Annotated in this window: 23 protein-coding genes; 18 read left to right on the top strand and 5 right to left on the bottom strand. The window is 51.2% G+C overall.

All coding sequences use genetic code 11. The annotated features are described in order from the left end of the window. Positions 1-103: 103 nt before the first annotated feature. Positions 104-1069: a hypothetical protein gene (locus ACTOY7_RS12140; RefSeq protein ID WP_300886320.1), complete on the top strand. Its 966-nt coding sequence runs from the start codon at positions 104-106 to the stop codon at positions 1067-1069. Between the two features lie 257 nt (positions 1070-1326). On the opposite strand, the gene ACTOY7_RS12135 is transcribed toward ACTOY7_RS12140, so the two are convergent. The 5 genes from ACTOY7_RS12135 to ACTOY7_RS12115 form a co-directional block, all read right to left on the bottom strand. Next, the gene (locus ACTOY7_RS12135; RefSeq protein WP_482670628.1) at positions 1327-2706 is read right to left on the bottom strand and encodes an aldehyde dehydrogenase; all 1380 of its coding nucleotides are present in this window, start codon (positions 2704-2706) and stop codon (positions 1327-1329) included. Between the two features lie 162 nt (positions 2707-2868). Further along, complete coding sequence (locus ACTOY7_RS12130) at positions 2869-4071, bottom strand: iron-containing alcohol dehydrogenase (protein ID WP_482670629.1); 1203 nt, start codon at positions 4069-4071, stop codon at positions 2869-2871. 79 nt (positions 4072-4150) lie between these two features. Continuing rightward, positions 4151-4612, bottom strand: coding sequence for a MarR family winged helix-turn-helix transcriptional regulator (locus ACTOY7_RS12125; protein WP_482670630.1), 462 nt, complete (start codon positions 4610-4612; stop codon positions 4151-4153). Between the two features lie 327 nt (positions 4613-4939). Beyond that, positions 4940-5092 (bottom strand): type II toxin-antitoxin system RelE/ParE family toxin, encoded by a 153-nt coding sequence (locus tag ACTOY7_RS12120; RefSeq protein WP_482670631.1) that lies wholly within the window; start codon positions 5090-5092, stop codon positions 4940-4942. A 28-nt stretch (positions 5093-5120) separates the two neighbouring features. Further along, a complete protein-coding gene (locus tag ACTOY7_RS12115) occupies positions 5121-5834 on the bottom strand; it encodes a phosphatase (protein WP_482670632.1) in 714 nt (237 codons plus the stop codon). 346 nt (positions 5835-6180) lie between these two features. Between ACTOY7_RS12115 and ACTOY7_RS12110 the strand changes: the two genes are divergently transcribed. The 17 genes from ACTOY7_RS12110 (at position 6181) to ACTOY7_RS12030 (ending at position 20328) form a co-directional block, all read left to right on the top strand. Then, on the top strand, positions 6181-6480 hold the full coding sequence (locus tag ACTOY7_RS12110; protein WP_394683468.1) for a BMC-T shell protein: 300 nt from the start codon (positions 6181-6183) through the stop codon (positions 6478-6480). A gap of 74 nt (positions 6481-6554) precedes the next feature. Continuing rightward, complete coding sequence (locus ACTOY7_RS12105) at positions 6555-6833, top strand: BMC domain-containing protein (RefSeq protein WP_160281726.1); 279 nt, start codon at positions 6555-6557, stop codon at positions 6831-6833. Between the two features lie 20 nt (positions 6834-6853). Continuing rightward, positions 6854-7789, top strand: a complete 936-nt coding sequence (locus ACTOY7_RS12100) for a D-2-hydroxyacid dehydrogenase (protein ID WP_482670633.1) — start codon at positions 6854-6856, stop codon at positions 7787-7789. A gap of 427 nt (positions 7790-8216) precedes the next feature. Beyond that, positions 8217-10760: a glycyl radical protein gene (locus ACTOY7_RS12095; RefSeq protein WP_482670634.1), complete on the top strand. Its 2544-nt coding sequence runs from the start codon at positions 8217-8219 to the stop codon at positions 10758-10760. Between the two features lie 20 nt (positions 10761-10780). Continuing rightward, the gene (locus ACTOY7_RS12090) at positions 10781-11575 is read left to right on the top strand and encodes a glycyl-radical enzyme activating protein (RefSeq protein ID WP_160281729.1); all 795 of its coding nucleotides are present in this window, start codon (positions 10781-10783) and stop codon (positions 11573-11575) included. Between the two features lie 93 nt (positions 11576-11668). Beyond that, positions 11669-12472 carry a class II aldolase/adducin family protein gene (locus ACTOY7_RS12085; RefSeq protein ID WP_016296385.1) on the top strand — a complete coding sequence of 268 codons (804 nt, stop codon included), beginning with the start codon at positions 11669-11671 and terminating at the stop codon, positions 12470-12472. A gap of 72 nt (positions 12473-12544) precedes the next feature. Continuing rightward, positions 12545-13066 (top strand): GlcG/HbpS family heme-binding protein, encoded by a 522-nt coding sequence (locus tag ACTOY7_RS12080; protein WP_394683472.1) that lies wholly within the window; start codon positions 12545-12547, stop codon positions 13064-13066. Continuing rightward, positions 13057-14445 carry an aldehyde dehydrogenase family protein gene (locus tag ACTOY7_RS12075; RefSeq protein WP_016296387.1) on the top strand — a complete coding sequence of 463 codons (1389 nt, stop codon included), beginning with the start codon at positions 13057-13059 and terminating at the stop codon, positions 14443-14445. The genes ACTOY7_RS12080 and ACTOY7_RS12075 overlap by 10 nt, the downstream gene beginning before the upstream one ends. 108 nt (positions 14446-14553) lie before the next feature. Beyond that, the gene (locus ACTOY7_RS12070; protein ID WP_300885860.1) at positions 14554-15765 is read left to right on the top strand and encodes a zinc-binding dehydrogenase; all 1212 of its coding nucleotides are present in this window, start codon (positions 14554-14556) and stop codon (positions 15763-15765) included. A 90-nt stretch (positions 15766-15855) separates the two neighbouring features. Then, entirely contained in the window at positions 15856-16200 is a 345-nt protein-coding gene (locus tag ACTOY7_RS12065; protein ID WP_016296389.1) for a BMC domain-containing protein, read from the top strand. A gap of 12 nt (positions 16201-16212) precedes the next feature. After that, on the top strand, positions 16213-16488 hold the full coding sequence (locus ACTOY7_RS12060; RefSeq protein WP_016296390.1) for a BMC domain-containing protein: 276 nt from the start codon (positions 16213-16215) through the stop codon (positions 16486-16488). A gap of 95 nt (positions 16489-16583) precedes the next feature. Then, positions 16584-16868: a BMC domain-containing protein gene (locus tag ACTOY7_RS12055; protein ID WP_016296391.1), complete on the top strand. Its 285-nt coding sequence runs from the start codon at positions 16584-16586 to the stop codon at positions 16866-16868. Between the two features lie 247 nt (positions 16869-17115). Next, positions 17116-17394 (top strand): BMC domain-containing protein, encoded by a 279-nt coding sequence (locus ACTOY7_RS12050; RefSeq protein WP_044984887.1) that lies wholly within the window; start codon positions 17116-17118, stop codon positions 17392-17394. 128 nt (positions 17395-17522) lie between these two features. Continuing rightward, positions 17523-18170, top strand: coding sequence for a phosphate propanoyltransferase (locus ACTOY7_RS12045; RefSeq protein WP_016296393.1), 648 nt, complete (start codon positions 17523-17525; stop codon positions 18168-18170). Next, positions 18164-18430, top strand: a complete 267-nt coding sequence (locus ACTOY7_RS12040) for a EutN/CcmL family microcompartment protein (RefSeq protein ID WP_004073222.1) — start codon at positions 18164-18166, stop codon at positions 18428-18430. The genes ACTOY7_RS12045 and ACTOY7_RS12040 overlap by 7 nt, the downstream gene beginning before the upstream one ends. 9 nt (positions 18431-18439) lie before the next feature. After that, complete coding sequence (locus ACTOY7_RS12035) at positions 18440-19783, top strand: 4Fe-4S dicluster domain-containing protein (protein ID WP_482670635.1); 1344 nt, start codon at positions 18440-18442, stop codon at positions 19781-19783. Beyond that, positions 19780-20328: a BMC domain-containing protein gene (locus ACTOY7_RS12030; protein WP_125126024.1), complete on the top strand. Its 549-nt coding sequence runs from the start codon at positions 19780-19782 to the stop codon at positions 20326-20328. The genes ACTOY7_RS12035 and ACTOY7_RS12030 overlap by 4 nt, the downstream gene beginning before the upstream one ends. The last annotated feature ends 3 nt before the right edge of the window (positions 20329-20331 follow it).

Here is a 20331-nt window from a genome sequence, read left to right as displayed (position 1 = left end):
AGCTCTTGACATTTTCAGGAAAGAAGTGCAAAATAATGGTGTTGAAAATGAGTTTTATGCATGTCCTGTAGTTTTATACAGCATGCGGGAATATGGGAGGTTGATGGGATTGAATCCGGAAGAAGCACAGAAGACGGAAAGGGATGCAGTACAGCAGAAGATTGATGAGATGCAGCAGGAGATTGAGGAGCAGAGAGCGCTCCTGGAGGAAAAAGCCAGGGAGATTGCGGAATTAAAGAAGCTTTTCAATGACAGCGGTGAGGCGGCGGACCAGGCTTTTCGTGTACCTCATGAACATGGTAAGGACAGCCTGGAGGAGGTCTATGAGATTGTCTCCGGCCTGGAAAAATATACGACGGAGGAAGTCCTTTTTTATGCGGCACAGATTTTGTCGGAGCTGATGGATACAAAGGACGTGGCAATCTATACCGTGGCGAACCGGGATTACGCCAGATTGTGCTCCGCTACCTCTCAGGAGGCGCGGAGGCTGGGCAATTCTATAAAATATACGGCAATGGGAGAAATGTATGATACGCTGAAGAACGGCCAGATTTATATGAATATGTCTATGGCGGAAGAGTTCCCGCTCATGGCAAGCGCCGTATACGATCACGAAGAGATTCGTGTATTCCTGATGTTCTGGGGGATTCCGTCTGAGCGAATGACGCAGAAGGAGATAAAACGTCTGACGGTGATCGAGATGCTGCTCCAGAACGCGATCCTGCGCGCAAGCCGCTATATGGCGACGTTCCGCAGGCAGCGTTATATGGAAGGGACCAATGTGCTGAATGAGGAAGCATTTACCATTCTGGTCAATGCGTTCCTGGAGGCGAAGGAGAAGGGACTGACGGAATGCGCGCTGGTAGAGGTCGATATGGGCTATGAAAGCTATGATGATGTTTCCACGCAGGTAGCCTGCAACATACGTCAGACAGACTACATGGGCCTGATGAATGGGGAAAGGTTGTACATACTTCTGGCCAATACGGATTTGAAAAATGCGGAGGTTGTTCAGGAACGTCTGAGGAAACTCGGTTATGAAAGTACGCTGAGGGAAGATGTGGCATAAAATTTTAAGCGTATTTTGAACAATTCATTTTTGAAACCATATGAAGGTGAAACAGGATACGAAGAAGCCGCCGCGGACGGATTTTCCCGTATCCTGAAGAGAAAGAGGGGCTACCGGGAAATGGCAGATTTTCCGACAGTCCCTTCTTTGCGGAGTACCGTATTCTTGTCAGGAATCCTATGCTTAGGAACTGTTAAAGAATGGATCTGTACATCTGACTTGTGTAAATCTTTTTATGCATGATTCTGAACAGTTTCTTATTTCAAAAAGAACCGCACCAGTTTTTCGTGGAACCTTTTATATGGCTGGTAACGCATGGGCAGATCAAGCCAGTTCTTTTTATCTACGATACTTTTATAGTGAGAGAAGGTGTCAAATCCGGTTTTTCCGTGATATGCCCCCATTCCGCTTTCCCCGAAGCCGCCGAAGCCCATCTCGTTTGTGGCAAGGTGAATGATGGTATCGTTGACGCAGCCGCCGCCGAAGCCGCAGCGGGATGTGATCCTGCGGGCAAATGTCTTATCCCTGGTGAAGACATAGAGCGCCAGCGGATGCGGAAGGGTGTTGAGATTGCGGATGACCTCATCTTGCGTGTCATAGGTGAGGACGGGCAAGACCGGGCCGAAGATCTCTTCCTGCATCACTCGATCGGCAAAGGTCACATTGTCCATGACCGTGGGTTCGATCTGCAGGGTCCCTCGGTTTACTTTTCCGCCGCAGACCACCTTGCCGGAATCAATAAGCCCGCAGATCCGGTCAAAATGCTTCTCGTTGATGATCTTTCCGTAGTCAAAATTATGGAGCGGAGTCTTGCCGAACTGCTTCTGAATCTGCCGCCGGATCTCCTTGACCAGCCTGTCCTTCACGGCCCGGTCGCAGTATATATAATCAGGAGCGACACAGGTCTGCCCGCAGTTCAGATATTTCCCAAATACGATCCTTTTTGCCGCCAGCCGGATGTTGGCGGTCTTATCCACGATGCAGGGGCTTTTTCCGCCCAGCTCCAGAGTGACGGGGGTGAGACGCTCCGCCGCGTGCCTCATGACCTCCTTGCCTACAGCCTGGCTTCCGGTAAAGAAAATATAGTCAAAACGTTCGTTCAGAAGGCAGGTGTTTTCTGCGCGCCCGCCGGTGACGACAGATACATACTGCTCTTCAAAGCATTCACGGATGATCATACGGATGATCTCACTGGTATGAGGGGAATAGGCGCTGGGCTTTACCACCGCCGTATTTCCTGCGGCAATGGCATCCACCAGGGGATCAAGAGTCAGCAGGAAAGGGTAATTCCAGGGACTCATAATCAGTACCACCCCATAGGGCGACGGCTTTTTATAGCTTCTGGAATGAAACTGCGCCAAAGGAGTCCATACAGTTTTTTCCCTGGAAAAAGAGTGGATGTGTTTGAGCATATAGCTGATCTCGCTGAGTACCAGGCCGGTTTCACACATATAGCTTTCAAATGCGCTCTTTCCCAGATCCTTTTCGAGAGCGATGTGGATCTTTGACTCGTATTTTTCAATGCATCTTTTCAATTTCATAAGTGCCTGGACCCTGCGGCGGACATCCAGGGTTGCGCCTGTATAAAAATAAGTACGGTGCTTCTGTACGATTTCTTTGATCTCTGTATCTGTCATGACATCTGTTCTCCCTTCTTTATCTAATGCTTGCTGAAAAAATATCCGATTTACCGGAAGCTGTATCAGCTGATTTTTCGGTGCGCTTGGGAATTGTAGGAAAACAACTTGTGCAGATTGCGCGACGCATCAGTGATTTTCCTACAGTTCCTTACAACGGATTTACTGCTCTGAGACCGCATAGTAAAACTGCTCCAGTTCTCCGGCGTCCATCAGCACCGGCACGGGATAGAGGGGATTTGCCTCTTTGTCCGCATAGCGGGCAAGCTTGGGGATATCCTCCTCTTTGATTTCCCTGATGGTATCTCCGATCAAAAACCGTTTCTTCATATCCTTGACGGCCTCAATGAAAATACGGGCAGCTTCTGTGTATGAGGTCCCCTTTTCCACAAGTCCTGCGGCCAGGGCCAGATGATACAGCTTTTTATGAATGCTTTCTCCATAAGCTTCCAGCACAAACGGAAGCAGGACGGCATTTGCAAGACCATGGGGAATATTGTATTCTCCACCCAGGGAATGGGCGACTGCGTGCACATATCCGACGTAAGATTTTGTGAATGCGCATCCGGCATAAAAGGAAGCATGGAGCATATTGCGCCGCGCGGCGATGTCGGTTCCTTCGTTGTAGGCAGTATCAATATTTTCAAAGATCAGCCGGACCGCCAGAAGGGCATCCTTTTTTGTCCCACGAGTGGTGGAGCGGCCGATGTAAGCTTCTACCGCATGAGTCAGCGCATCCATGCCGGTGGTGGAGGTGACGGCCTTTGGAAGGCTGATCGTAACCCTGGGGTCAAGCACCGCATAACGCGGGATCAGAGGGAAATCATTGATGGCGTATTTATGCCTGGAAACTGCGTCCGTAATGACGGCTGCCAGGGTAGTCTCGCTTCCGGTTCCGGCAGTGGTGGGAACCGCGATCAGCAGAGGCAGACGGGTATGTACCTTCAGGATACCCTTCATCTTGGAGAGGGGCTTTTTCGGCTTGGCGATCCGGATTCCAACGCCTTTTGCGCAGTCTATACTGGAACCGCCGCCGAATCCGATGATGGCGTCGCAGCCTTTTTCCAGATACAGGGCCGCCGCTGTTTCCACATTCGCAGTGGTAGGATTCGCAACGGTCCCGTCGTAGATCGTATAAGGGATGTGATGTTCTGTGAGCGCCTTTTCCAGACGCTTAGTCAGTCCAAGCTTCATAATGCTGGGATCCGTGATGATCAACACATTAGTGCGTTTTTTCTTTTTGATCAGGTCCGGGAGAGCCTTTACGCTTCCCACAACCTTGGGCTTCCGATAAGGCAGGAAGGGAATGGAGATTTTCAATACTGTCTGAAATGTTCTGCAATAGAGTTTTCTGAGTGAATTCATAGCTGATCGGTGTCCTTTCTTAAAAAATTCTCTGAAAATAGGTAGAATTTCGCTGGATGAAAAAATACGGTACAGTATTTTAAATATTTTCATTCTTGATCTGGAGACTAACCTGTTCGAGATTTTCCGCAATGGTAAATAGAGTGCGGTAGAAGATTTCCAATTCCTTTTCCGCCAGACCTTTTCCGCCGGCTTTTACGGCCCGCAGAATCAGCTTCTTGATTTTCAGTGCTTCATTCTTTCCGGTTTCTGTCAGCATTGCTTTGGCACGGTACTTTTTCTTGCTTTCCTGATCTCTGTAACGGATCAGCCTTTTTTGTTCCAGATCTGCCAGTATGCGGGAAATTCCAGCCTTGTCTTCATTGCAGAGCTGAGACAGTCTGGCGGCGGTGAGACCTTCCGGATAGCGGCTCAGAAAATGGAGACACATAACATGTGTGCCCTTGAGTCCCAGGATGTTCATCTGGTTTTTCTTGATCTTCTGGATGCTTTTATAAATTCTTGTAATACCGGTAACTAGTTTTTCGAATCGTTGAATCATAAGAACCTCATTCTAAGGAATGATTTAGAATGTTGATTTCTCAACATTCTGACCGTATAGAACTATAGCAGGAAAATAAAAAGAAGTCAATCTTCAAAAAGAAAAATAGTTTAAAAAAAGAAAAAACCGTTACTGTTCACACGGAGTCGTGCGCCTCGCTGCACGGTGTCCGGCCAATAAAGTAACATTTGACATAATATCCAGCCTCTCGCCGAAAGCGACTTAAAATAGGCTGGATACTGTTACTGGAGCACCCAAAGGGTGCGAACAGAAACAAAAAACCTGCTGGCAGCAGGTTTCAGTATCTAAGTAATCAAGCTGAAAAAATTATAATAAATCACGGTATTCCCTTGCGCCATGCAGAATACGCATAATGATCAGAGCTTTTTCTGCATGGTCGATCAGATAAAATACCAGATAATTCTGGACCGTAAATTTGCCTTTTCTCTCTCCCTGAAAAACGAAATTGGCTAAAGACAATTTCGTTTTTTTACTCAGGAATAGTTCTTTATGCCAAAAAACATTTTAAATCCCGCAGGGAATAATTCATGATCAACTTGTCCGGCAGATCCGCCGTCCTGGCAAGCTCCAGCGCGCAGGATAGATCTCCCACATGTTCCGTCCCGTGGCTGTCGCTGGACAGGATGACGGGATAATCATAATGTCTGCACAGATTCAGAATCATCAGATCATTGAACCGAGTATCCCCCCGATACCCTTCGGGACTCAAAGAGCAGCTGTTGATCTCCAGGAGGACACGGTTTTCCATGGCTGCCTGTACAATGGCGGGATAATCCACCGGATATTTCACATCATCGCAATGTCCGATGATACGGACATAGGGATTCTTCATGGCGGCGATATAAGCCGCCGTGTTCTCATCAATCGTGCCGGGCTTCTTCACCGGTTTATGGATACAGGCGATCACATAGTCCAGCCTGGCTAAGATCTCATCCTCCAGATCCAGTGTTCCCTGATCATCTAATATATTGACCTCTGCGCCGTAGAGCATCTCTACTCCGAGCCGCATCCTTGGGGCATTGGCAAGGCTGCGGAAATAGGAGGGCTTTCCTCCGCCGGGAGTGGCGGGGCCGTGGTCGGAGATTCCAAGGAGCTTTAAGCCGCGGACGAAGGCAGTCTTTGCCATGTCCGTGATTGTCGCCGCGGAGCCATGCCCGCTGGCGATGGTGTGGGTGTGGATATCAAATATAATGGAAGACATTGAGGATCCTTCCTTTCTTTTGTCAAATAAATGATTAGATTTGTAATGGTATCATTTTATAAATACAGTAACACAAAATACAGCAAATATTCAAGCATAAATATTGATTGAAATGGCAGAGGTCATCGGCACAATTGTGATTTCTGTTGCAAGATGAATACGTTCTATAGTATAATATTATTCAAAGTTTACAAAAAACTGGAAAGAAGCCCGCCGGAGGGACAGTGCCATGAGCGATACTGTGAGCGTCCGGTCAGAGGTGAACAGCAACCATCAGGAAATAGAATCAGAAAAGTCCGGTATCTCGGAACGGGCGGATCAGTTTTTTAGAAGGAGGTAACAAAGTATGGCAGAGCAGTACACAGGTATGGCGATCGGGGTGTTCGAGCTGGATAGCGAATGCGCATGCTTCGTGGCGCTGGATGCGGCGGCAAAGGCGGCGGACGTAAAGATCCAGGCTGTAGAGAGGAATCGTCTCTCCGCAGGAGCCTGCGTGAAAATGAGGGGGACGGTCTCCAATGTGAATGCGGCAATGGAGGCCGCGCTTCGGACGGCAGAACCGCTGTCCAAGATCGTTTCCCACACGATCATTGCGGCTCCTTCGGAGGAAACGGAAACGGCGATCAGGATGACCATCAATAAATAAACGGAAGCTGCCCCATTTCTCAGATACGGAAGGCAGCATGATTGGGCCTTACGGCCGGAGAAAGGAGATATAATATGTCATATGGTGCTTATGGGCTGGTAGAAGTCCTTGGAGAGGCAAATGCGGTTCTGGTGACAGACCGGATGCTGAAAGCGGCAGATGTGGAATACGTGACACAGGATACGAAGTGCGGCGGCCATGCGCTGGTCTTTGTGGGAGGCAGTATATCGGCCGTGGCAGCGGCAGTGGAGAGTGTAAAGGAGAACCCGCCGTGCAGGGTATTCCAGTCTGCGGTGATATCCAATCCATCTCAGGAAATGATTGATATCGTGGAAATGTTCCGCAACAGATAATGGACGGTGGGAGGATATTTATGAAGCTTGTATTTCTTGACAAAAAAACAATCGGCGAGGACATGGATTTTTCCCGGTTTTCCGAGCTGGGGGATGTGGCGGAGTATGACTTCACCCAGCCGGAGGAAGCGCCTGAAAGGGTAAAGGACGCAGACATTTTAATCGTGAATAAGGTCCCTGTAAACAGACAGACTATCCATACAGCCGGGAATCTGAAGCTGGTCTGCGTGACGGCGACAGGAACTAACAACCTGGATAAAGACTATCTGGCTGAGCGGGGGATCGAGTGGAGGAACGCGGCTGGCTATTCCACGGAGTCCGTGGCCCAGCATACCTTTGCCATGCTTTTCTACCTTATGGAACACCTGCGGTATTATGACGATTATGTGAAAGAGGGGCATTACATTAATGATGTCATGTTTACCCACTTTGCAAAGACCTTTCGCCAGCTTACCGGAAAAACCTGGGGAATCATTGGCCTGGGAGCGATCGGGAGAAGAGTGGCCGAGATTGCCCGGGCGTTCGGCGCAGAGGTCATTTACTATTCGGCATCCGGTGCGCCGGCGCAGGAAGGATATCGTCAGGTGGATCTGGAGACCTTGCTGGAAACCTCGGATATCGTGTCGGTTCATGCCCCGCTGAATCCCTACACGGAAGGGCTGATGGACCGGAAAGCTTTTTCATCCATGCAGCCGCATGCCATCTTTTTAAATCTGGGCCGGGGACAGATCGTGGCAGAAGAGGCTCTTGCGGATGCATTGAATGAAGGCCGGATCGCGGCGGCAGGCCTGGATGTTCTCTGCGGGGAGCCGATGTCCGAAGACAGCCCTCTGCTGAAGGTGAAAGAAAAAGAACGGCTTTTGATCACTCCACATATCGGATGGGCCAGCATGGAGGCGCGTACAAATCTCATGGACATTGTGGCGGAGCATATCAGAAAGTTCATATCTGCATAAGCAGACATCAACTGTTACAGCAGCCCGAAAGAAAAGTATTACGAAGACTTGAATTGTGCAGGTTTGCCAATGAAAAGCGTGGTTTTATGCTGGGATTAGGTAAAATGCCGATGCGCTTTTATCGGATTATCAGAGGAAGTACCACATAAAACCAAATATAATACATGTTGAGATTTATTTGAATCAGATGAAAAACCAAATAAAATGTGTTGGTTTTTGTTGACTTTTACCTGTTTTAGGAGTATAATGCAATTAACTGGATGGGGAGTCTCATATTTTCTCTCTACAAGGTTAAAATATATCTGTGAATTACATAATAAAAATGTATCATTTACGGGTTCGTTTTCCGGCGGGCCTGTCGGGGGGAGATTCCTTTTTCGGCTTGTGATGCAATGTGATTTATAGATAAGAAAGGAGTAACAAGCAGATGGGATTATATACTTATAACAGTACGGATATCCCGAAGACTGACCGGATTCCAAAGCTGGTTGAGCATTTGTACGCAAAGCTGCCGGAGATTGAGTCGGCAAGAGCTGTCCTGATCACGGAGTCATACCGCCAGACGGAAAATGAACCCATGGTCATCCGCCGCGCGAAGGCATTTCAGCACATTTTGGAGAATATTCCGATCATCATCCGTGACCTGGAGCTGATCGTGGGAAGCACGACCATCGCTCCAAGGGGCTGTCAGACCTACCCGGAGTTCTCTTACGAATGGCTGGAAGCAGAGTTTGACACGGTAGAGACCAGGTCTGCCGATCCATTTTACATATCGGAGCAGACCAAGCGGGAACTGAAGGAAGCGAATGCCTACTGGAAGGGCAGGACCACCAGTGAGCTGGCAACGGCTTATATGGAACCGGAGACATTGACCGCTATGGAACACAACATGTTCACGCCGGGAAATTATTTCTACAATGGTGTAGGGCATGTGACGGTCAAGTATGAGGAGGTGCTCGCCATCGGATTTTCCGGAATCCGGCAGAAAGCGGAGGCACAGATGGCTACCTTAAGCCTGACAGACGGAGACTACCAGAGGAAGTCCCGTTTCCTGCAGGCAGTCATCATCAGCTGCGACGCGGCTGTGACCTATGCCAGACGGTATGCGAAGCTGGCGCTGGAAGAAGCGGAGAAATGCACCGACGGGGCAAGAAAACTGGAACTGCTCCGGATCGCGCAGAATTGTGCCAATGTGCCGGAGAAAGGGGCTAACGGATTCTATGAGGCATGCCAGTCATTCTGGTTTGTACAGCAGCTTCTGCAGATCGAATCCAGCGGGCACTCCATTTCGCCGGGACGATTTGACCAGTACATGTATCCTTATTATAAGAAGGATCTGGACAGCGGCAAGCTGACACGTGAATTTGCTCAGGAACTGATGGACTGCATCTGGGTGAAACTGAACGACCTGAACAAGTGCCGTGACGCTGCATCGGCAGAAGGATTTGCAGGCTATAGCCTGTTCCAGAACCTGATCGCCGGAGGACAGAACAAGGAGGGCATTGACGTGACCAATGACTTGTCCTTCATGTGCATCCAGGCGTCTATGCATGTATTCCTTCCGCAGCCGTCTTTATCAGTCCGTGTGTGGAACGGTTCGCCTCATGAATTTCTGGTCAAGGCAGCGGAACTGACACGTACCGGGATCGGGCTTCCGGCATATTACAACGATGAAGTCATCATTCCGTCCCTGGTCAGCAGAGGACTGACGCTGCAGGATGCCCGGGAGTACAACATCATCGGATGTGTGGAACCCCAGAAGGCGGGCAAGACCGAAGGATGGCATGACGCCGCGTTCTTCAATATGTGTCGTCCGCTGGAGCTGGTATTTACCAACGGCGTGGATAAAGGGGTACAGGTAGGACCGCAGACAGGCAATGTCGAGGATATGAAGACCTTCGAGGAATTTTATCATGCATACAAGATGCAGATGGATTATGCCATCAAGCTGCTGGTCAACGCAGACAATGCCATTGATATGGCTCATGCGGAGCGCTGTCCGCTGCCGTTCTTATCGTCCATGATAGACGACTGTATGAACCGCGGCAAGACCGTGCAGGAAGGCGGCGCTGTCTACAATTTCACTGGTCCCCAGGGCTTCGGGGTTGCCAATATGGCGGATTCCCTGTATGTCGTGAAGAAGCTGGTGTACGACGAACAGAAAGTAACTATGAAGGAAATAAAGACCGCTCTGATGACTAATTACGGCAAAGGACTTGACGCCGAAGATATTGCGGCTGTTACGGCAAATGTGGCCAATGAAATGAGGGCAGCCGGACAGGCCGTGGGAGAAGCGGAGATCGCAGCCATCCTGAAAACCGTGGTCGCGGCATCTGAATCACCGGAGGTCAAGGCCAACGGAGAACGGCTTCAGAAGCTGATCGATCAGGTTCCGAAGTTCGGTAATGACATTGCGGAGGTGGATACATTTGCCAGGGACGTGGCTTATACCTATACGAGACCGCTGGAGAATTACAGGAACCCAAGGGGAGGCATCTTCCAGGCCGGCCTGTATCCGGTATCGGCTAATGTTCCGCTGGGCGCGCAGACAGGGGCAACACCGGACGGAAGACTGGCACATATGCCGGTGGCAGACGGGGTATCGCCATCTGCGGGCAAGGACGTGAACGGTCCTACGGCAGCGGCCAATTCGGTATCCAAGCTGGATCATTATATTGCTTCCAACGGAACCCTGTTCAACCAGAAGTTCCATCCGTCTGCACTGAGCGGGCGAAAAGGACTTGACAACTTTGTAGGCCTGATCCGTTCCTACTTCGACCAGAAGGGCAGTCATATGCAGTTCAATGTGGTCAGCAGAGAGACGCTTCTGGACGCGCAGAAGCATCCGGAGCAGTACAAACACCTGGTAGTGCGTGTGGCAGGCTACAGCGCATTGTTTACGACGCTGTCCAAGTCGCTGCAGGATGATATCATCCGCCGGACAGAGCAGGGCTTCGGAAATGAGGCGTAAGCGGGGCAGGAGGTAGCGCCATGGAAGACTATAAGAAGACAAAGGGCCGCATTTTTGACATTCAGCGGTACTCGATCCATGATGGAAATGGAATCCGTACCATTGTGTTTTTGAAGGGATGTGTGCTTCGCTGCCGCTGGTGCTGCAATCCGGAATCTCAGGAATATGCCATACAGACCATGATGGTCCAGGGAGAGCCGAAGATCATCGGCAGAGATGTGACCGTGGCCGAGGTCATGGAGACCGTGGAGAAGGACCGCCCCTATTACCGCCGGACCGGAGGAGGACTGACGCTCTCGGGCGGGGAAAGTCTCTGCCAGCCGGAATTTGCGGCGGCGCTTCTGCGCGCGGCAAAGGAAAACGGCATCAATACGGCCATGGAGAGTATGGGCTGCGCAAAGTGGGAAGTGATCGAAGGAGTGCTTCCTTATCTGGATCAGTATCTGCTGGATATCAAGCACTGCAATCCGGACAAGCACAGGGAATTTACCGGCAGGTCCAATGAGCTGATGCTGGAAAACGCAAAGAAGATCGCGGCTTCCCATATGACAGAGCTGAGCATCCGTGTCCCGGTGATTCCGGGTTTTAACGACACACCGGAGGAGATCCGGGATATCGCCGCATATACCAGAGCGCTCGGCAATGTAAAGCGGCTCCATCTACTGCCGTATCACAGACTTGGGCAGGATAAATATGCCGGACTTGGGAGAGAATACCTGATGGGCGATGTGAAGCCGCCGGCCAACGAGAAAATGCGGGAGCTGCTCACGGCTGCGGAGCAGACAGCAGGGATCGAATGCCAGATCGGCGGGTAAGATAAAAGAGACATAGAGAGAAATATATAGTATAAAATGGGTGCATTAAGGTCTGCGGACCTGAATCATTATAAATCCAAGGAGGAAAAAAGGATGCAAAACGAATTTGAAATCAAAAAAGAGATGTGTGAGATCGGCAAACGTGTTTACAACCGCGGAATGGTTGCGGCAAATGACGGAAACTTTTCCGTAAAGCTCAATGACAATGAATTTCTGTGCACACCGACCGGCGTCAGCAAAGGTTTCATGACTCCGGAATACATCTGCAAGGTAGATGCGGAAGGCAGGGTACTTCAGGCAAATAAGGGCTTCAGACCGTCATCGGAGATCAAGATGCATATGCGTGTCTACAAAGAGAGACCGGACGTAAATTCCGTAGTACACGCGCATCCGCTGTATGCAACTACATTTGCGATCGCAGGGATCCCGCTGACACAGCCGATCATGCCGGAAGCAGTGATCGCTCTCGGATGTGTTCCGATCGCGAAGTACGGCACACCTTCCACGATGGAGATTCCGGACGCGGTATCCGAGCATCTGCAGTATTTTGACGCTGTATTGCTGGAGAACCACGGCGCGCTGACCTACTCCGATTCTCTGCTGAATGCATATCATAAGATGGAATCTGTTGAGTTCTACGCGCGTCTGTTATGGCAGACCATGCAGATCGGCGGACCGCAGGAGCTGAACAAAGAGCAGGTGGAAAAGCTGTATGAGATCAGAAGACAGTTCGGACTTCCCGGAAAGCATCCTGCAAACGTATGCCCGAATGCAAAGGCTGGAAAGCCGAGCTGCCATACATGCGGTGGAAACTGCAGCGGCGGAGCGGCTCCGAAGGCAGACGCGGACCTGGTAGCAGAGATCACCAAGAAGGTCATGAGCCAGCTTGGAATGTAAGAAAAACCGCAGAGGGCCGGGGCGTATGGGGCGTAAGGGCCTGCGCCCGGCAGAAAAGAAACGAGGACTGCTATGAATGAACAGGAGATTTCCGGTGTGGTGCAGGCTGTACTGGAAAGAATGAAAAATACGGGTTTCGCACATGGAGCCGGACATGTCTGCACATGCAAAAAGCATAAGATGACTCTGGAAAAAGCCAATGCCCTGATCGAGAAGGTCAAGGCGAAGGCATCGGAGATGGGCGTCCGTGCGGTGGTGGCGGTTGCAGACCAGGCCGGAAGGCCCGTGTCGGTCCAGAGTATGGACGGAGCCTACATAGCAAGCTTTGACATTGCGTTAAATAAATCATTTACCTCGGCAAGCCTGAACATGTCAACGGAGGCTTTAAGCCATTTGAGCCAGCCGGGACAGCCCTTGTACGGCATCCAGTTTACCAATGACGGCAAGATCGTCATCTTTGGAGGCGGAGAGGTGCTGGAAGCAGAGGGGAAAATGATCGGAGCCCTGGGGGTGAGCGGCGGTACCGCAGAGCAGGATACCGAGCTTGCGGCCTACGGCAGGGAAGTATTTAAGGAGGTAATAGCGTGTCTGTAAATGAACAGATGGTTCAGGACATTGTGCAGGAAGTGGTGGCGAAGATGCAGATTGCTTCCGACGTGACCGGCAACCACGGTGTTTTCCAGGATATGAACACTGCCATTGAGGCAGCCAAGAAAACACAGAAGATCGTTGCCCGGATGTCCATGGACCAGAGAGAGAAGATTATTTCCAATATCCGCGGAAAGATCAAAGAGCATGCGGAGATCTTCGCGCGGATGGGAGTACAGGAGACCGGCATGGGAAATGTCGGACACAAGATCTTAAAGCATCAGCTTGTAGCTGAGAAGACACCCGGAACAGAAGATATTCAAACAACAGCCTGGTCAGGAGACAGAGGGCTGACACTGATCGAGATGGGACCTTTCGGGGTCATCGGCGCAATCACTCCATGTACCAATCCAAGCGAGACGGTGCTGTGTAATACAATCGGTATGCTGGCAGGAGGCAATACGGTCGTATTCAATCCCCATCCGGCAGCAATCAAAACATCGATCTATGCCGTCAACCTGATAAACGAAGCATCACTGGAGGCCGGAGGCCCGGACAATATTGCATGTACGGTAGAGAAGCCGACCCTGGAGAGCAGCAACATTATGATGAAGCACAAGGATATCCCGCTGATCGCCGCGACCGGAGGCCCGGGTGTGGTAACGGCTGTGCTGTCCTCCGGCAAGAGAGGTATCGGCGCAGGGGCAGGCAACCCGCCTGCGCTGGTGGATGAGACAGCAGATATCCGCAAGGCGGCAGAGGACATTGTCAATGGATGTACCTTTGACAACAATCTTCCCTGTATCGCGGAGAAGGAGATCGTAGCGGTGGATTCCATTGCGGATGAGCTGATGCATTACATGATCACCGAGCAGGGCTGCTACCTGGCTTCCAAGGAAGAGCAGGATGCGCTGACAGAGGTGGTATTAAAGGGCGGACGCCTGAACAGAAAATGTGTCGGAAGAGACGCAAAGACTCTGCTGGGCATGATCGGCGTAACCGTACCGGACAATATCCGGTGCATTACCTTTGAAGGACCGAAGGAGCATCCGCTGATCGCGGAGGAGCTGATGATGCCGATCCTGGGGGTAGTCAGGGCAAAGGATTTTGACGATGCGGTAGAGCAGGCCGTATGGCTGGAGCACGGCAACCGTCATTCTGCCCACATCCACTCCAAGAATGTGGACAATATCACCAAATATGCAAAGGCGATCGACACAGCGATCCTTGTAAAGAACGGACCGTCCTATGCGGCGATCGGGTTCGGCGGAGAGGGCTTCTGTACCTTTACCATTGCCAGCCGGACAGGAGAAGGACTGACAAGCGCAAGCGCATTTACGAAGAGGAGACGCTGCGTAATGTGCGACAGCCTGTGTATTCGATAAAAGCAAAGCAGGAGATCAGCCTGCAGCGGAACAGGCAGCCATGGAAATGAGACTGGTTCCGCGGCAGTATAAAGGCAGGCTGGTCGTAAGTTGAGGAGGCAATATAAAATGGAAATGAATTCTGCAAATGTAGAAGCCGTTGTAAAGCAGGTTCTGGAAAGCATGTTGAGCCAGCCGGTTTCGGCCCCGGCAGCTGCACCGGCAGCAGGCCAGGCGATTCCGAAGACCGCGCATGTAGCGATGCTGACGGCTCTGGAGCATTATGATGTAAAGGAATTTCCGATGCCGGAGGTCGGCGACGGAGATATCCTTGTAAAAGTAGAAGGCTGCGGCGTCTGCGGAACAGACGCTCATGAATTTAAGAGAGATCCGTTCGGCCTGATTCCGGTAGCGCTGGGACATGAAGGCACCGGCGAGATCGTGAAGATGGGTAAGGATGTCAAGGCGGACAGTGCCGGAAAGCCATTGAAGGTAGGTGACAAGGTAGTAACCTGTATGATCTTTAAGGATAACCCGGATATTACCATGTTCGACCTGAACAAGCAGAATGTGGGCGGCGCGGATGTATATGGACTGCTTCCGGACGATGATATTCATCTGAACGGATGGTTTTCCGATTACATATTGATCCGGAAGGGTTCCACCGTATTCAATGTCAGCGATCTGGATCTGAAGTCCCGTATCCTGATCGAACCCTGCGCCGTACTGATCCACGCGGTTGAGAGGGCGAAGACAACCGGCATCCTGCGGTTCAACAGCAGGGTTGTGGTTCAGGGCTGCGGACCGATCGGACTGATCTGTATCGCGATCCTCCGTACCATGGGGATTGAAAATATTGTGGCAGTAGACGGCAATCAGCAAAGGCTGGATTTCGCGAAGAGGATGGGAGCAGACAATTCCGTCAACTTCATGAACCACAAGGGAATCGAAGCGCTCAGCGGCGCAGTGAAGGAAGCATTCGGCGGATACGAAGCGGATTTTGCGTTCCAGTGTACCGGATCTCCGGTGGCTCACGCGAATATCTACAAGTTCATCCGCAACGGCGGCGGACTCTGCGAGCTGGGATTCTTCATCAACGGCGGAGACGCGACCATCAATCCGCACTTTGACCTTTGCTCCAAGGAGATCACGCTGGTCGGCTCTTGGGTATACACCCTGAGAGATTACGCGACTACATTTGACTTCCTGAAACGGGCGAAGGCGATCGGACTTCCGATGGATGACCTGATCACACATGAATTTCCGCTGGAGCAGATCAACGAGGCACATGTAACAAATCTGAAGCAGGAAGGCCTCAAGATCGCGATCGTGAATCAGTAGTGATGATTCAGAACGGCAGCGGACGGTTCTGTGGTCTGCCGTCGTGAACATTGACGTGATCTTTGAAATTACCTGCGAAGGAGAGTGGTTATGGGAGAAGCAGTAGGAATGCTGGAGGTATTCGGGCTGGCGACCGCCTACGCCGCGGCAGATGCCGGGTGCAAGGCAGGCAATGTCCGGCTGGAGACCTTTGATAAAAACAAACCGGCGAATGCGGATGAATTACCTGTACCGCTGATCGTGATGGTGAAATTTCGCGGAAGCGTATCCGATGTCCAGGCTGCGTTAGAGGCGGCAAGCGCCAGGGCCAAAGAGCTTGCGGGAATCGTAACGGAATACAAGATCGCAAGGCCCACGGAGGATACGGAGAAGATGCTCAAACTGAGCGGCTTAGATAAAGGAACACCAAATAAAAAATATTTAAAAGAAGTCTAGGAGGATATAAAAATGGCACAGCAGGCATTAGGAATGGTAGAAACCAGAGGTTTGACAGCAGCAATCGAAGCAGCAGACGCAATGACAAAGGCGGCTGAGGTTACATTGGTAGGAACAGAGAAGATCGGATCCGGTCTTGTAACTGTTCTGGTACGCGGAGACGTAGGCGCTGTGAAGGCGGCTGTCGAGACAGGAGCGGACGCTGCGGCAAGACTTGGAGAGCTGGTTGCGACACACGTGATCCCGAGGCCGCATGACGACGTAGAGAAGATTCTCCCTACGGTTTAATTTGAGAGAAGCTGTGATCCGCGGTCCGGATTAAAAAAAGGGCTGCGGGCCGTAACAGGAGAATCCCTCAGATTGATAAGTAAAGGAGCAGTCTCATGGGACAGGCATATGGATTTTTTGAAATCCCGAGTGTGACGGCAGCTGTAGTCGCCATTGATATGATGTGCAAGACGGCGCAGGTGGAATTGGTCACATGGGAGAAAAAACTGGGCGGGCGTCTTGTCACCATCATCATCCGCGGGGATGTGTCCGCAGTGACACAGGCGATCGAAACCGCTGCCGCGAACGGGATCAAAGAACCGGCGGCATACGCGGTGATCGCAAGTCCCCACGAGGAGATCATCAAGATGGTGAACCAGAGCGCGAACCGGGTAAGTTAAGGAGGCAGTGACCATGGCAGATGAGAAGAAGCCGACAGGCGAGGAGAAGAACGTAGATTCTTCCAAAGCGGAAGGCGCGGCCAAAAAAGGCAGAGCAAAGAAAACTGCAGGATCAAAAGCTGCGTCCGCAAAGAAAGCAGAAACAACAGCCAAAGCGCCTGCCAAGACAGTTCAGAGAGTGAAGCAGGCGGCGCGGCAGGCAGAAGAGGTTATTGTAGAGCAGACAATCCAGAAGGAGGAAAAAAGAATGTCACAGGAAGCATTAGGAATGGTGGAAACTAGAGGTCTGGTAGCATCAATCGAAGCAGCAGATACCATGCTCAAAGCAGCAAATGTTGTACTGGTAGGAACAGAGAAGATCGGATCCGGTCTTGTAACCGTTATGGTACGCGGAGACGTAGGTGCTGTTAAATCAGCAGTAGAGTCCGGCGCGGAAGCGGCAGGAAGACTCGGTGAGTTAGTAGCGACCCACGTGATCCCAAGACCTCACGGCGATGTAGAGAAGATTCTTCCGGCAATCAAATAAGTACGAGCGATGCCAGCTGAGGGGTATTCCGTCAGGATGCGTCCCTCAGAAGATATGCAGGATTTGCTGCTGCGGATACCGTAAGTGTGAACAGCAATAAATCCTGCATCACCAAGAGGAGAATTGATATGGACAATAGTAATGTAGCATTAATTACGAAAATGGTCTTAGAAGCAATCGAAAAGCAGAAAGCTTCGGCGGAAAATGGTTACCTCGTACCAGTCGGGGTATCCGCAAGACACATCCATCTGACTCAGGAGCATGTGGAGGCTCTATTCGGGGAAGGTTATCAGCTGACGAAGAAAAAAGAGCTGATGGGCGGACAGTACGCATCCAACGAGACAGTGACCATTGTCGGCTTAAAGCTTCGTGCCATTGAGAATGTCCGGATCTTAGGACCTGTCAGAAGCAAATCCCAGGTAGAGGTATCCGCTACAGACGCCATCCGCCTCGGTGTGAAGGCGCCGATCCGGGAATCCGGCAATATCGCCGGCTCCGCGGCAGTTGCGGTTGTGGGGCCGAAGGGCGTGATCTATCTGAACGAGGGATGTATCATTGCGAAGAGACATATCCACATGGCGCCGAAGGATGCCATGGCAGCCGGAGTACATGACGGCGATATTGTTTCCGTAAAAGCAGACAATGAGCGCGGTACTGTATTTAACCATGTGCAGATCCGTGTAGACGACAGCTTTACACTGGAGATGCATATTGATACGGACGAGGCAAATGCATCGAAAATTGCGACAGGAGACACGGTGAGGATCATATGCTAATCGGAAAAGTAGTAGGAAGTGTTGTTTCAACACGGAAAAGTGAAAATTTAGTCGGTAATAAATTCATGATCGTAGATGTTCTGGAGCATATGCAGAACGGCGCAAAACAGCTCATTGCCATTGACAAGATCGGCGCCGGAGTAGGAGAATACGTACTGGTGGCACAGGGCAGCGCGGCCAGGATCGGAAGCGGCATGCCGGATGCCCCTGTGGATGCGGCGATCGTTGGAATTATTGACGATGGAACAGGACTGGAGTAGTGAAAGATTATGGATATGAAAGAATTAAGCATGCTCATGCAGCAAAACGGGATCGTGGGCGCCGGCGGCGCGGGCTTTCCCACCTATGCGAAGCTGAATGAGAATGCGGAAACAATTATTCTGAACTGCGCAGAATGTGAACCACTACTGAGATTACATAGACAATTACTCGAAAAATATGCCCAGGAGATTGTGGATACCTTCCATCTGATCGGAGAGGCGGTGGGGGCCAAAGAGGTCATCATCGGAATCAAGAAAGCATATACCAGGACGATCGAGGCGCTCAATGCAGTCATCGGCGCTTATCCGGAGGTTCGGTTAGGGCTCCTGGATGAAGTCTATCCTGCCGGCGACGAAGTGGTGCTGATCTACGAGGTGACCGGAAAAGTCGTAAGGCCGGGCGGGCTTCCCATTGAATGCGGCGTCGCCGTGTTCAACGTGGAGACGGTCTACAATGTATACAGGGCCATGAACCAGCAGACCCCGGTGATGGATAAGCTGGTGTCTGTGGTGGCGGAAGTAGAGCATCCGATGACCGTGCGCGTGCCGATTGGTACAAGCATTGAGGAGACGGTGCGCCTTGCCGGAGGAGTGACCACACCCAACCCGGTGTATTTTATCGGCGGCCCGATGATGGGATTTATCGGAAGCGGTTCCCAGCCGGTGACCAAGACGACCAATGCGGTGCTGGTGCTGCCGGAATCCCACTATATCATCCAGAGGAAACGGCAGAAAGTTTCTATAGACCTGAAACGGGCGGCGGCATGCTGCTGCCAGTGCAGCATGTGTACGGATCTGTGTCCGCGAAACCGTCTGGGCCATCCGATCCAGCCCCACCTGTTCATGCGTGCGGCGACCTGTAAGGATGTGCAGAAGCCGGATATCTTTGTCAACACGTTTTTCTGCAGTTCCTGCGGATTATGTGAGATGTATTCCTGTTTCCAGGGACTGTCTCCGAGAACGCTGATGGCAGAGTATAAGGCAGGCTTAAGAAGCCATGGGTTAAAGCCCCCGCAGGTCGTACCCAAGCCGGTAGGGGAAGAGCGGGAATACCGCAAGGTTCCGATGGAACGTCTCATGGCAAGACTGGATCTGACGAAGTACAACAGGGAAGCACCGCTGGATGAATCGGCGGTACCGGTCCGCAGGGTGAAGATCATGCTCAGCCAGCATATCGGCGCGCCGGCTTCCCCAATCGTAAATCAGGGGGATACCGTCACCGCGGGACAGATGATCGCGGAACCGGCCAAGGGCTTAAGCGTGGGTATCCATGCATCCATTGACGGTGTGATAAAAGAAGTAAGTGAGAAATATGTGATCATTGAGACGCAGGAAGGACGTGCAGGGAAATGAGTAAGGCAATTGGAATGGTAGAATATAAGACTGTTTCAGCAGGTGTCGTGGCGGCAGACGCCATGGTGAAGACCTCTGAAGTCAGTATCATCGAAGCACAGACCGTATGTCCGGGAAAGTATATCGTCATCATTTCAGGAGATCTGAGCGCAGTCAATGCAGCCGTGGAAGCGGCAAAAACATTGCATGGAATGCATCTGATCAACAGTTTTGTACTCGGAAACCCGCACGAATCTATTTTCCCGGCTATCTACGGGGCAGCCGAGATAGAAGCGGTTTCGGCCCTGGGAATCATGGAGACATACGATGCGACTTCGATCATAGTGGCAGCAGATGAAGCGGCTAAGACAGCGATTGTAGATCTTGTGGAGCTTCGGATCGCAAGAGGAATGTGCGGAAAATCCTACCTGATGCTGACCGGGGAGGTGGCAGCCGTAGAGGCAGCCATCGAACGGGCAAAATCAGTGACTGCAAAGGACGGGATGTTCCTGGATTCCTCCGTGATCGCACATCCGGACGCACAGATCAGGAATGCGATACTATAAACA

The sequence above is a fragment of the Schaedlerella sp. genome (genome assembly GCF_056796775.1).
The sequence above is the reverse complement of the archived record's forward strand: the minus strand, read 5'-3'. Positions and strand labels throughout refer to the sequence as shown.